This is a genomic window from Pseudomonas graminis (assembly GCF_004364335.1).
Taxonomy (GTDB): domain Bacteria; phylum Pseudomonadota; class Gammaproteobacteria; order Pseudomonadales; family Pseudomonadaceae; genus Aquipseudomonas; species Aquipseudomonas graminis_D.
This window is the reverse complement of record NZ_SOCR01000001.1, coordinates 62224-74384: the sequence shown is the minus strand read 5'-3', so window position 1 is coordinate 74384 and position 12161 is coordinate 62224. Positions and strand designations below refer to the sequence as shown.

The 12161-nt window shown below is 64.7% G+C and carries 12 protein-coding genes and 1 pseudogene; all 13 read right to left on the bottom strand.

The window, feature by feature from the left end:
• Positions 1 to 21: 21 nt before the first annotated feature.
• Positions 22 to 657, bottom strand: coding sequence for a LysE family translocator (locus EC919_RS00310; protein WP_133770128.1), 636 nt, complete (start codon positions 655 to 657; stop codon positions 22 to 24).
• Positions 658 to 1661: 1004 nt separating this feature from the next.
• Positions 1662 to 4004: a type II secretion system secretin GspD gene (gspD, locus tag EC919_RS00305; protein ID WP_166650454.1), complete on the bottom strand. Its 2343-nt coding sequence runs from the start codon at positions 4002 to 4004 to the stop codon at positions 1662 to 1664.
• Positions 4001 to 4516: a general secretion pathway protein GspN gene (locus EC919_RS00300; protein ID WP_133770126.1), complete on the bottom strand. Its 516-nt coding sequence runs from the start codon at positions 4514 to 4516 to the stop codon at positions 4001 to 4003. The genes gspD and EC919_RS00300 overlap by 4 nt, the downstream gene beginning before the upstream one ends.
• 134 nt (positions 4517 to 4650) lie before the next feature.
• Positions 4651 to 5241: pseudogene (gspM, locus tag EC919_RS00295) on the bottom strand (type II secretion system protein GspM); the annotation flags it as partial.
• Positions 5231 to 6262 carry a PilN domain-containing protein gene (locus EC919_RS00290; protein WP_133770122.1) on the bottom strand — a complete coding sequence of 344 codons (1032 nt, stop codon included), beginning with the start codon at positions 6260 to 6262 and terminating at the stop codon, positions 5231 to 5233. The gene EC919_RS00290 and the pseudogene gspM, both read right to left, overlap by 11 nt.
• Complete coding sequence (locus tag EC919_RS00285) at positions 6259 to 6987, bottom strand: type II secretion system protein GspK (protein ID WP_133770120.1); 729 nt, start codon at positions 6985 to 6987, stop codon at positions 6259 to 6261. Before EC919_RS00285 ends, EC919_RS00290 begins: the two co-directional genes overlap by 4 nt.
• Positions 6984 to 7595 carry a prepilin-type N-terminal cleavage/methylation domain-containing protein gene (locus EC919_RS00280; RefSeq protein ID WP_133770118.1) on the bottom strand — a complete coding sequence of 204 codons (612 nt, stop codon included), beginning with the start codon at positions 7593 to 7595 and terminating at the stop codon, positions 6984 to 6986. The genes EC919_RS00285 and EC919_RS00280 overlap by 4 nt, the downstream gene beginning before the upstream one ends.
• The gene (locus EC919_RS00275) at positions 7592 to 7960 is read right to left on the bottom strand and encodes a type II secretion system protein (RefSeq protein ID WP_133770116.1); all 369 of its coding nucleotides are present in this window, start codon (positions 7958 to 7960) and stop codon (positions 7592 to 7594) included. Before EC919_RS00275 ends, EC919_RS00280 begins: the two co-directional genes overlap by 4 nt.
• Positions 7957 to 8394 (bottom strand): GspH/FimT family pseudopilin, encoded by a 438-nt coding sequence (locus tag EC919_RS00270; protein WP_133770114.1) that lies wholly within the window; start codon positions 8392 to 8394, stop codon positions 7957 to 7959. Before EC919_RS00270 ends, EC919_RS00275 begins: the two co-directional genes overlap by 4 nt.
• 1 nt (position 8395) lies before the next feature.
• Positions 8396 to 8821: a type II secretion system major pseudopilin GspG gene (gene gspG, locus EC919_RS00265; RefSeq protein WP_133770112.1), complete on the bottom strand. Its 426-nt coding sequence runs from the start codon at positions 8819 to 8821 to the stop codon at positions 8396 to 8398.
• A 10-nt stretch (positions 8822 to 8831) separates the two neighbouring features.
• Positions 8832 to 10034: a type II secretion system inner membrane protein GspF gene (gene gspF / locus EC919_RS00260; RefSeq protein ID WP_133770109.1), complete on the bottom strand. Its 1203-nt coding sequence runs from the start codon at positions 10032 to 10034 to the stop codon at positions 8832 to 8834.
• Positions 10035 to 10036: 2 nt separating this feature from the next.
• A complete protein-coding gene (gene gspE, locus EC919_RS00255; protein ID WP_166650466.1) occupies positions 10037 to 11755 on the bottom strand; it encodes a type II secretion system ATPase GspE in 1719 nt (572 codons plus the stop codon).
• A 93-nt stretch (positions 11756 to 11848) separates the two neighbouring features.
• Positions 11849 to 12076: a hypothetical protein gene (locus EC919_RS00250; RefSeq protein ID WP_133770106.1), complete on the bottom strand. Its 228-nt coding sequence runs from the start codon at positions 12074 to 12076 to the stop codon at positions 11849 to 11851.
• Between the last annotated feature and the right edge of the window lie 85 nt (positions 12077 to 12161).

Genomic DNA, 12161 nt, shown 5'->3' with positions numbered 1-12161 from the left:
CTCCGCTCGAGGCCGAGAGTTTCACGCGCGTGACCACAACAGTTTGACGCCGGCCGTAGCGTAAACAACGGCGAGGGTGCCTTCGATCCAGCGCCGCGCCCTGCGGTAGGCACGGATCATCGGCGCGGTCGAAAAGACCATGGCGTAGCCACCGAAGATGGTGACGCTGAGCACCGCGCAACCGGCGAGGATAGTTGCGACGGTCTGTGGCGTCGCTTCTGCGCCCAACCCCAGCGTCATCGTCGCCACCCAGCCCAGCAGCGCCTTGGGGTTGGTGAGGTGCATGAGCAGGCCACGCTGATAGAGGTGCCAGCCTGAGAGGGCAGGTGCGTCGGCGAGCTCGCGATCGACCTTTTCAGTGGACGTCAGCGCGGAACGCGCCGCTTTGAAGGCGAGAAACAGCAGGTAGGCGCCGCCGAGGGTTTTCAGCAGCGTCAGCGCCTCGGCGTATTGGGTCATCACAGCGGAAACACCGGTGGCGGCCATAGACCCCCAGAAAAACGACCCGCTGATGACGCCCGCCGCGAGCATCAGCGCCGGGCGTCGGCCCCGGTGCATGGCCACGCCCATGATGCGCATGTTGCTCGGCCCCGGACTCGCCGCGCCGACGATGTAGGCGGTGTACACCAGCAGAAGGTGATGGAAATCGAAGGGCATGGGCCTTGGTCCTTTAAGGTCGCGGTGGGAGGGTCGTTTGAAAACCTGTTTTACCACGGCCCTGCGGTAACAGAGAGGACGATTCCCCCCATGGCACATCCCGCCAAACCCCACACACGCCTCGCCTGCCGCCCACCTGTAAGAGCACGCTTGCCCGCGATGGCGGTGTGTCAGTCAATCGATTCGTCACAGGGACACTGCTTTCGCGGGCAAGCGCGCTCCTACACTGATCTCGGCATTCCGCACAATCCCTGGCGTACGCAAAATCCGTAGGAGCCGGCTTGCTGGCGAATGCATTCTCGCCTCGCCGGCCGCCCACCTGTAGAGCACGCTTGCCCGCGAAGGCGGTGTGTCAGCCAATCGATTCGTCACAGGCACAATGCTTTCGCGGGCAAGCGCGCTCCTACACTGATCTCGCCACCCCGCACAATCTCTGGCGTGCGCAAAATCCGTAGGAGCCGGCTTGCTGGCGAATGCATTCTCGCGTTGCCGGCCACCCACCTGTAGGCGCGCGCTTGCCCGCGAAGGCGGTGTGTCAGCCAATCGATTCGTCACAGGCACAATGCTTTCGCGGGCAAGCGCGCTCCTACACTGATCTCTGCACCCCGCACAATCCCTGGCGTATGCAAAATCCGTAGGAGCCGGCTTGCTGGCGAATGCACTCTCGCCTCGCCGGCCACCCACCTGTAGGCGCGCCCTTGCCCGCGAAGGCGGTGTGTCAGTCAATCGATTCGTCACAGGCACAATGCTTTCGCGGGCAAGCGCGCTCCTACACTGATCTCGCCACCCCGCACAATCTCTGGCGTGCGCAAAATCCGTAGGAGCCGGCTTGCTGGCGAATGCATTCTCGCGTTGCCGGCCACCCACCTGTAGGCGCGCCCTTGCCGGCGAAGGCGGTGTGTCAGCCAATCGATTCGTCACAGGCACAATGCTTTCGCGGGCAAGCGCGCTCCTACACTGATCTCGGCGTGGCACACACTCTTTGTCGTGCACAGACGATCAATCTACCGGGCACTCATCGGCGGCGTTGGCTTGATCAGCTGCAACTGCTGACGGTAGTCATCGGTCACTTGCCGCGCCTGGCTGTTGCTGGTGATGACCCGTGGGGTGATCAGCACGACCAGCTCGGTGCGTTTCTTGCTCTTGACGGTGTTGCCGAACAGCCAGCGCAGGCCCGGGATGCTACCCAGATAAGGCACCGCGGACACGGTGTCGGTGTTGTCCTGTTTGATCAGGCCACCGAGCAAAACCGTCTGGCCGCTCTGCACCGCCACCTGGGTCGACACCGAACGCGTCGAGATCCGCGGATTGCCGTTGCTGTCGGTGACGTTGTCGTTGGCGTCGCTGACCTGCTGCTGAATGTCCATGTACACCAGACCGCCCGGATTGATGCGCGGCGTGACGTCGAGGATAACCCCGGTCTGCACGTATTCAACGCTGCTCAGGGTGGCGGTGGTGGTCGTTGTGTTAACCGTGGTCTGGCTGATCGGGATGTTGTCACCGACCTGAATCTGCGCCTGCTGGTTGTTCATCACCACCAGCGACGGCGCCGACAGCACCTGCGTACGGCCACTGGTTTCCAGGGCGTGAAGGGCGATCTGCAGGTTATTGCTGACGAACGAGTAAAACAGCGAATCGGTGGCGCCAAGGCCTGCGCCGCCACCGCCCAGAGCGCCCTGACTGCCGGTCGTGTTCGCCACAGTGGTGCTGGTGGAATTGCCGGCCAGCCGGCCGAGGTACCACTGCACGCCAAGGTCCAGTTCACCGGTCAGGTTTACTTCAAGAATTCGCGTCTCGATCTGCACCTGCATCGGTGCGTTGTCCAGCCGCTTGATGGCGGATTCGATTTCGGCCCACTGAGCCGGGCGCGTGCGGATCAGCAACTGGTTGCTGCTCTGCTGGGCGGTGATGCGCGTGCTGTCATCCAGACGCTTGCTGGCGCCTGAGCCGCTGGCTGCGGCGTCGGAACTGTCACCCTGACCGCTGCTGTCGGCGCTGTCTTCGGAGGTTCCGCCGTCCTGCTCCTCTTCACCTTGGGTGCCATTCTGCAAACCTCCATTGCCGCTGCTGTTACTCATGCCAGAACCCATGCCGCCACCCATCCCGGAAGAGCTGCTGTTCAGGCCCTGACCGCTGCCGCTCAAGCCACCGCTGCTGCCGGCGCCACTGCCGTTCAGCGAGGACAGCGAACGGGTGCGCAGACCCGGCGCGACCTTGGCCGCGCTGTCGTCCTTGATCTGGCCGTTGCCGTAGATCTGCCGCAGGTATTTGGCCAGGTCCGAGGCTTTCATGTTGCGCACGTCGTAAACGTACATTTGCGGCTCGTTGCCGCCGCCTTCGTCGATGGTGTGAATCCAGTCACCGACTTCGCTCAGGTAGCGCGGCTGCGAAGAAATCGCCACCACCGAATTGGTCCGCTCGATGGGCAGAAACTTGACCATGCCCGCCAACGGCATGCCGCTGTCCGGGCCGAACATCTTCTGCAGCTCGGGCATCAGCTCGCCGACGCTGGCGCGCTGCAAGCCATACACGGCGATGGACATGCCCTTGAGCCAGTCGACGTCGAAGGTGTCGATGGTGTCCTGGTAGTTGGCCAGTTCATCCGGCGTACCGGCCAGGCTCAACACATTGCGCGCCGGGTCGACCAGCAGGAAGGCGTTGTCACGGGCAAAAGGTTTGAGCAGCTTCTGCATCTCGGTGGCCGAGATAAAGTGCAGCGGGAACAACCGCGCCGACAGCCCGGTGGCCGGGCGTGCCACCGGCATCTCCGGCACCAGCTTGCCGGCCACGGCCTGGTTGGCCGGGAGGATCACGTAACGGTCGCCCTGGCGGATCATCGCGTTGTCGGTCCACGACAGCAGCGTTTCCAGAATCGACAGCGCCTGCTGCTTGTTCACCGGCTGCGAGGTGGAGAAGCTGACGTCGCCTTTCACCCCCTGATTGATGCTGTAGTTCTCGTGCAGCAAATCGCCCAGCACGGTGTTGATCACCGCTTCGATGGGCTGATTGGCGAAATTGAACGTGATGTCGCCGGCCGGCGCCGCCGCGCCTTTCGCACCCGCGCCGCTCTGGGCCGGGCCCGCACCGCGCACGAAGGTCTGGTTGCCGCGAATGATCTGCTGGCGCGCGGGCGCAGGCTTGGCACCCGGATTGTTCGGGCTCGGCGGTTCGACCGGATCGCTGACCGGGCCTCGCTGCGAGCCGGTGCCATTGAGTGCTTCCTGCATCAGGGCCGGATCGTTTTCAAAACGTTCCGGGGTGGACGCGCATCCGGCCAGTGCCACGGCGGTGGCCAGGCACAACAACGGGCTGCGTAAACGGAAAAACTCAGGCGTGCGATTGTTCATGGTGTGGGTACATTTGGAAGAGTAATAGGGGGGACTTTCGACGGCGGCGGAAGGCGCAGCAGGGGCAGGCGCAGTTCGCGGGTCTGGCCTTGATGGCTGAACGTGGCGTTTTGTGATGTGACCGAATCCAGGGTCCAGCCGTTGTCCAGCGTGCTGCCGACGGCCAGCTTCAGGCGGCGCTTCTGCGGCAGTTGCAGCAATACCCACTGTGAAGCGCCGTCAATGATCACGCCGCTCAGGCTGATGCCGTCCAGGGACGAGGCCTGGGATTTGCCGGTGACCAGATCAGGCTTGCGGTCCGGGCTGAACATCGACTGCTGCCACGTCAGCGTGAGGGCCTGGGCCGGCAGCGCAGGCAATGCCGCAGGCCCGGCCGTTGGCGTGGCTTCACGGGCTTCGCCGGCCGGCAACCAGTCAATGTCCTGACCGGCGCCCATGCCCAGACTGACGGCGACGGCGGCGAGGACAACAGTGGCCGCGCCAAGCGCGAGGGTAAGGGAGTCGAACTTCATGCGTCAGGCTCCTCGGACGGTGTCGGTGGTTCAGCTTGCTCATCCAGATCGGCTTGCTCGGCGGGATCAGGTTGCTGCCGGGATTCGGTGTCTGGCTCGCCGGCTTTGGTTTTAGAAGGCTGCGTCTTGTGCGGAGCGGCCTGCTGCAGATAACCGCGCAACAGCAGATGCACCTGCAAGCGTCCGGCGCCACCGCTGGCCGGCGCCGAGGTGGCGCGGCGAATGCTCAGGTTGTCGATGAACAGAAACGGCTGGCCGTATTCCAGCTCGTGCAGCAAACCCACCAGCGGCTCCATGGCGCAGTCCAGGGTCAGGCTGACTTTGACCTGACGATAGGGTTCGGCACTGTCACGCTCGGGAGTGATCGGCATGCGCTGGGTGACCTGGCAGCCGGGGCCTTGATCGGCGTGGGCCTTGACCAGATCGAGGCTGCGCTGCATCAGGTCGGCGGCCACGGCGCTGGGATCTTCGCCGGGCAACAGGCTGCTGCGGCTCGACGGGTCACGGCGGGCGGCCTGCAACTGCTGCTCAAGGCTGTCGCGCTGAGCGAGCGCGCCGGCATAGCGTTGTTCCTGTTGGCGCAGGGTGTCTGCCTGTTCCTGCACGTCGCTCAACGGATCGAGAAACCAGCTTTGCACCAGCAGCCACCAGGCCGCCCACAGCACCAGGGCCAGGGCGATCAGCGCGGCGCCGCGACGTTCACGGGGCGTCAGTTCACGGCGCATCGGCGGCCTCCTTGCGCAACTGGGCGCGCAGGGAAAAGCGCTCTTTGCCGGTCTGCGCGTCGGGTTGAATGATCCCCTGGAACTGCGCGTCGGTCAGGGTGCGGCAATCCTTCATACGGCTGATGAGGGCGCTGGCCTTGGCGCTCTGGCCGCTGAGCGACACGCTGCCGCCGTCGGAGATTTCCAGCTGTTCGACCCAGGTGTCGGCCCCCAGGCAACCGGTGAGGTCGGCGAGCACGCTGGAAGTGGTCGGCTGCGCGGCCTTTTGCTGGGCCAGATAGCGCGCGGCGCCCTGGGTGTTGATCAGTTCGCGGCGCAGGTTCTGCACGGCTTGCACCTGGCTGCGTTGTTCGTCGACATGCTGTTGCATCGCTTCGACCCGGGCCGTGCGCGCGTCCAGCCAGAGCACCATGCAGGTCAGCAGCAAGGCGCCACAGACCACGGCCAGGAAGCGCGGCAGGCGTGCGGAACCTGCGGTCGCTGGCTTCAGCTCGGCCGGCAGCAGATCGACATTCAGCCGTTCGCCTGTCCCGTTGCGCGCATCCACGGCATACAGCGACAGGCCACGGTCCTTGCAGGTGTCGATGATCGGCTGCAAACGCTCGCGCAGCACCGCCACCAGCAGCACCTGCGCCAGGGTTTTGCCCTTGGCGGTGACGCGCGCGACGTACTGCATCTGCTCGCGGGGGTAGGGCGTGTACTTGTCCAGTTCGAAGCCGACCACGCTGTGCAGATCGCGCAGGGCCGCCAGCGGCAGTTGCAGCGGCTGCGCCAGGACCATGCCGGCGGGAAGCATCAGGATCAGCCGCTCGCCGGCCTCGTGGGTAATGTGCTCGGGCAAGGGCCAGTCGATCAGCCGCTCGCGCACTTGGGGCATCAGCCGGGCGCGGACGCTGGCGGGCAGCAGCGCCTGCAACTCCTCGAGCCACGCCTGCCACAGGTGCTGCGCCGGGCTGTCACGCCACTGGCTGCGCACCCGGGCCTGCAAGGGCGCCAGCTGCTGTAAAAGTGATTGCTTCATTCTTGCCAACGCAGAACGCGATACGGTCGCGCTCCCTCCTTCGATGGGTTCAATAACAACGTGACGTTGAGCGTCGTGGTGTAACCGCCGGGCAATGTCGCCTGGCTTCGAATACTGATCACCGGGCCTGCGTCTTCGGTCGCGGGGCCGGCGTGGGGCAGCCCCAACGCTTGCTGCAGCCAGGGCGACGCCATGCGCGGATCCGGCGCGCTCAGGCCGCTCCATAACGTGACGTGCGGGCTGGCGCACTGGTACAGCGGCTGGCCGACGCCTGGCAATTCCCGCACTTCCTCGACCATGCGCAGCGGTGCCCGACCGCCGCCGCGACGCTGCTCCAGGCCCTGAGCCACTTGCCGCGCCAGGTCCGGATTCGCCCCGCACGCTACCAGCAGGCGGGCGAAGGATTCGGCCGGCGCCGCATTGAGGTCCAGCTTGCCGGTCTCACTGCCCAGACTGACCGCCAGCGCGGCGGCGTCGAAACGCAATTCGTGGGGCTGATTGTCGGCTTTCCAGTGACGCTCGGGGTCGCGGTCCAGCTGCGCCAGCACCGCCATGCCGATACCGGCTTCAGCAGCGAGCACCGCCTGGGTGTGCTGGCGTTGCCACAGGGCCTGACGGTTCTGCAGGTGCACCCAGCCGAGCAAACCGGCGAGCAGGGTACTGAGCAATGCCAGTACCCACAACACCAGCAGCAGCGCCACGCCTTTTTGCCGACGGGCGTTCATAACGTGTGCGCCTCGCCGGACAGGTCCAGGCGCAGATTGATGCTCTGCAACGGCCAAGGCACAGGGCCGCCCAGTTGCGCGTCGATGCGTACGCTGATGGGCAATCGTCCCGGCCATGGCCAGTGATCCAGCCATGCGGTCGACTCACCGGTGGGCGACACGCCGCGGTAACTCAATTGCAGCGATCGCACCTCATGCAACAACACTTGGGGCTCTTCGGCCGGCAGCAAGGCCTGACCGCGCAACCGCTCCAGGCTGATCTGCAAACGCTGACCCGCCGCCAGCGTGACGCTGTGCCGGTACAAACCGCCGCCCAATGTGGCGGGCAGCGGCGCATAGAAACGCATGGCCTGGGCGTCGCCCTCGAAAACCGGCGCCTGGCCGGGCTCGGAGCCCCCGGCCGCGAGGGGCAGCGCCTGACTGATGGCGCTGCGCAAGAAGTTCTGTGTCGATCGTATTTCGTCGAGCCGCGTGCTATAGCGCTCGGCCTTGGCCATGGCGCGGTTGGCGCCAGTGATCGCGGCGCCGACCATGGTCAGCAGCACGCCGAGCAGGCTCAGCACCACCAGCACTTCGAGCAAGGTAAAACCCTGAGCGCTGCGCTTCATTGCCCGGCTCCGGAGCCCGCGCTGCGCACTTGCAGGCTGCTGTAATGGGCGCGGCGCGCGCCGTCGCTGACCTCAAGGTCCAGCCGCCAGGCCGTCGCCGGCGCGTTGCCGCGGGGCAGCGCGCTGACATCCATCCGCCAGGTCACGCCGCTCCACTTGCCCTCGGTCCGACCCGGCTGCAAGCGGCCGGCGCTGGCTTCGTCGATCAGCGAACGCGCGGCCAGACTCAACCGGTCACTGCGCTGCGCTTGTTGCAAGGCACGCGCGCTCTGCCCGAACGCCACCACCAGCACGCTGCTGCACACCGCCAGCACAGCCAGGGCGGCAAGCATCTCCAGTAATGTGAAACCGCGCTGACACCTCAATTGAGCGTGCGCAACTGAACGTTGCCGGTCAGCCAGTTGATGTCCACGCGCCAGTGTTTGTCACCCCGGGCCAGCAGCAGATGGCCGCCGCTGGAACCGCCGTCCGGGTAGAACTCGAACGCCGGGCCCAGGCCGTCGGCAGTTTGCAATTGCACGCGCATGTCGGTGGGCAGTTGCACCGGCTTCAGGTGCGGGCCTTGAAGGCGGCCGTTGCGCAGATCAAAGCGCGTCTGCGCCGGTTGCCCGGTGACGATCGCCTGCACCCGCGCGGCGCGCAGGGACTGCACCACTTCGCTCAGCGCGCGACGTTCACTGGCCGCATGCAAACCCCGACCCACGCCAAAGCTCACCAGGCCGACGCTGATGCCGATCAGGACGATCACCACCAGCAATTCGAACAGGGTGAAGCCGCGGGCGCGGGGCAGGGCGCGCATGTTATTCCCAGTTACCGATGTCGGCCTTGTAGCCGTCACCGCCTGGCTGGCCGTCCTGACCGTAGAAGATCAGGTCAAAGCTGCCGTGCTCGCCCGGGTAGCGATAGCCAAACGCGTGGCCGAACGGGTCTTTCAGGTCCGAAGGCTTGGCGTACGGGCCGGCCCAGCCAGTGGCATTGGCCGGTTTGGTCACCAGTTGCTGCAGATTGGCCGGCGGCGTGCCGACGTCCAGGCCGTAGCTTTCGACTTTCATGCCGAGGCTGGCGAGTTGCGCCTTGCCTGCGCCGTATTTGCCCTTGTCGACGTTGCCGCCAACCTGACGCACGACGATGGTGGCGACGATGCCCAGCAGCACGATCACGGCGAGCATTTCCAGCAGGGTGAAACCGCCTTGGCGACGGCCTCGGGCAGCGTTGAATCGGGGCATGTGTATTTCCTCAAATGTTACTGGTAAGGCTCATCAACGGCAGCATGATGGCGAGCATGATCACCGCCACCATTACCGCCATGACGACGGTCAGGCTCGGCACCAGCGCGGCCAGCAGACGGTCGATGCCGCGCTTGGCCTCGACGTCGAACACGTCGGCGACCTTGAGCAGCATGCCGTCGAGGTTGCCGGCCTGTTCGCCGACTTCGATCATCTGCAGAGCCAGTTCCGGCAGCAGCGGTTGCTCGCCGAATGCCTGGGCCAGCGTGCCGCCACCCTTGACCCACTCGGTGGCCTGTTCGACCTGCGCACGCAGGGCGTAGTTGCCGCAGACCTGGCGAACAATGGTCATCGCCTGCAACAGCGCGACGCCGTTACTCAGCAGGGTGCCGAGGGTGCGCGCCAGACGCGCCGCTTCGATCCGCTGCAACAGCGGGCCGATGACTTTGATAAACAGCAGGCGCCGGTCATGGCGCTGACGCCGCTGGGGGTCGCGGCGCAGCACGGCGACGGTCCAGATCAGCCCGACGATGGCGCCAAGCAACAGCAATCCGTAGGCGCTGAGAAATTCCCCCAGCCACAGAATCGCCTGGGTGATGAAAGGGATCGGCACGCCCAGATCACGAAAGATCGGCACGAACTGCGGCACCACGTAGGCCAGCAGCAGGGCCAGCGAACCGAGCACGCCGACCACCAGAAAGATCGGGTAGATCAGCGCATTGATCACTTCGCCGCGCAGCATCTGGCTGCGTTCCAGGTACTCGCTGAGCTGACGCAGGGTGTTTTCCAGCGAACCGCCGGCTTCGCCCGCGCGGACCATGCTGATGTACAGGCTGGAAAACTGGCCGTGCTCTTCCTCCAGCGCCTGACTCAACGGCTTACCTGCCTTGACCTGCTCGCGAATGCGTTCGAGCAGCGCCTGGCGCTTGGGCTCGTGGGTTTGCTTGAGGAGGATGGTCAGGGCGCGTTCCAGCGGCTGGCCGGCACCGAGCAGGGTCGCCAGCTGCTGGGTGAAACTCACCAGCGCCGCGCCGTTCATCGCACCCCGGCGCATCGCCGCGCGCAGGCCGCTGTTGGTACTGGCTTCAAGGCTGAGCAGCAACAGGCCGCGCTTGTGCAGGGCCGCGGTCGCAGCGTTTTGATCAGCGGCTTCGAGGGTGCCGTGTTGGGCGACGCCGTCGGCATCCAGCGCGCGGTATTTGAAATGGGCCATGGTCAGTCGCCACGCGTAACGCGCAGCACCTCTTCAAGGGAAGTCACGCCGGCCACGGCCTGACGCAGGCCTTCCTCATATAAGGTGCGCAGGCCACCGCGACGGGCCGCTTGTTCCAGCGTCGAGGCATCGGCCTGACGCATCAGCAGGCCGCGCAGTTCTTCGTTCATGACCAGCAATTCGGTGATCGCGCTGCGGCCGTGATAACCGCCGCCGGGCAATTCGCTGGCGGGGCGATACAAGGTAATCGGGCGCTGATCGGTGAAGCGGTCCAGACCGTGTTCGGCGACCAGTTCCGGCGGTGCTTCGAAGGCGATGCGCGTGAGCGGATCGAGCCTGCGCACCAGCCGCTGGGCCAGAATGCCTTTGACGGTGGAAGCGATCAGATAGCTTTCGACGCCCATGTCCAGCAACCGCGTGATACTCGCTGCGGCACTGTTGGTGTGCAGGGTCGAGAGCACGAGGTGGCCGGTCAACGACGACTGGATGGCGATGCGGCAGGTTTCCAGGTCACGCATCTCGCCGATCATGATCACGTCCGGGTCTTGCCGGACGATGGAGCGCAGGGCGCCGGCGAAGTCCAGGCCGATGGCCGGCTTGACCTGAATCTGGTTAATTCCCTCCAGCTGATACTCGACCGGGTCTTCAACGGTGATGATCTTGCGCTCGGCGGTGTTGAGCCGTGACAGCGCGGTGTACAGCGTGGTGGTCTTGCCGGAACCGGTGGGGCCGGTGACCAGCAGAATGCCGTGGGGGTTTTCCAGCACGTCGAGGAAGTTCTGCAGGCGCTCGCCGTCCATGCCCAGGCTGGGGAAGTCGAAACTGACGGTCTGCCGATCCAGCAGACGCATCACCACCGACTCGCCGAAACTGGTGGGCACTGTGCTCACCCGCAGGTCCAGCTCTTTGCCCTGAATGCGCAGCATGATGCGGCCGTCCTGGGGCAGGCGACGCTCGGCGATGTCCAGCCGCGCCATGATCTTCAGTCGGGAAATAATGGCCGCCGAAGAACTGGAGGGCGGTGCTTCCGCTTCGTGGAGCACGCCGTCAATGCGGTAACGCACTTTCAGCTGGCTTTCAAACGGCTCTATATGAATGTCAGAGGCGCGTTGCTCGACGGCGCGCTGCAGGATCAGGTTGACCAGCCGGATCACGGGCGCCTCGGACGCGAGGTCCTTGAGGTGCTCGATGTCTTCTTCGGCGCCGCCGTGTTCGTCGAGGGTCTCGATCAGCGAACCCATGGCCGAACGGCCCTGGCCGTAATAACGCTCTATAAGCCCGTCGACCTCGCTGCCAGCGCCGACCGACACATACACCGGCGCCTGGCAGGCGTAGGCCACGGCGTCCAGCCCGTAGGCATTGCCCGGGTTGGCCGCCAATACGTGCACGCCATCGGCATAGGCGCCGATGGGCAGCAGGCGATAGTGGCGCAGGAAACGCTCGCTCAGCTCCGGCAGCGGTTCACCCGACAGTGTCACGTTTTCCGCCAGCAGCAATGGCGCCTGCAGCGTGGAGGCCCACGCCTTGGCCAGGTCCAGTTCGGACACCAGCCCCAGGCGAGTCAGCAGTTCGGTCAGCGAGCTGCCTTCGGATTCCTGAGCCAGCCGCTGTGCCCGTTCCAGGTCACCTGTCTTCAGCCCGGCATTGGCCAACAGCCACGCACACAGCGCTTCGGCCGAGTGCGCGGTCAATTGTTGGCTATTGATAGGGGACAGTTTTATGGACACAACGGGGATTCAAATAAGTGAGGTCTCTGACGAGACCTCGGGGTGATGAATAAACAGCCGTAATAAAACAGTAACTAACTGAATGCGTTAGTTTGTCGCAGACGAAGTGTTAGTCGTCGGACGGCCACGCTTGTTTTCATCAGCCTGATTCTGTTTGGTGGCTTTCTTCACCGCTTTTGCATCTTGTGTCTGGCTCATGACAGTCGAATCTGCTGCACCGGAAACAGTTTCCTGAGTGTCGGAGTCAGCGGCCATTGTTGCAGTTGCAAACGACAGGGTCAGTGCGGCGATGGCGCCCAGTACTGGCAGTTTCATGTGATGTTTCTCCAATGTTTGTCATGTGTTTGAAAGGATCGCAACGCTGGCTTCAGCGTGGGCTCACCGCCTACTTTGGGGGTGA

Coding starts and splice junctions, on each gene's coding strand:
- gspF (WP_133770109.1), bottom strand. CDS start 10,034: ATGGCCCATTTCAAATACCGCGCGCTGGATGCCGACGGCGTCGCCCAA.
- EC919_RS00270 (WP_133770114.1), bottom strand. CDS start 8,394: ATGCGCGCCCTGCCCCGCGCCCGCGGCTTCACCCTGTTCGAATTGCTG.
- EC919_RS00250 (WP_133770106.1), bottom strand. CDS start 12,076: ATGAAACTGCCAGTACTGGGCGCCATCGCCGCACTGACCCTGTCGTTT.
- EC919_RS00300 (WP_133770126.1), bottom strand. CDS start 4,516: ATGAAGTTCGACTCCCTTACCCTCGCGCTTGGCGCGGCCACTGTTGTC.
- EC919_RS00280 (WP_133770118.1), bottom strand. CDS start 7,595: ATGAAGCGCAGCGCTCAGGGTTTTACCTTGCTCGAAGTGCTGGTGGTG.
- EC919_RS00310 (WP_133770128.1), bottom strand. CDS start 657: ATGCCCTTCGATTTCCATCACCTTCTGCTGGTGTACACCGCCTACATC.
- EC919_RS00290 (WP_133770122.1), bottom strand. CDS start 6,262: ATGAAGCAATCACTTTTACAGCAGCTGGCGCCCTTGCAGGCCCGGGTG.
- gspG (WP_133770112.1), bottom strand. CDS start 8,821: ATGCCCCGATTCAACGCTGCCCGAGGCCGTCGCCAAGGCGGTTTCACC.
- EC919_RS00285 (WP_133770120.1), bottom strand. CDS start 6,987: ATGAACGCCCGTCGGCAAAAAGGCGTGGCGCTGCTGCTGGTGTTGTGG.
- gspD (WP_166650454.1), bottom strand. CDS start 4,004: ATGAACAATCGCACGCCTGAGTTTTTCCGTTTACGCAGCCCGTTGTTG.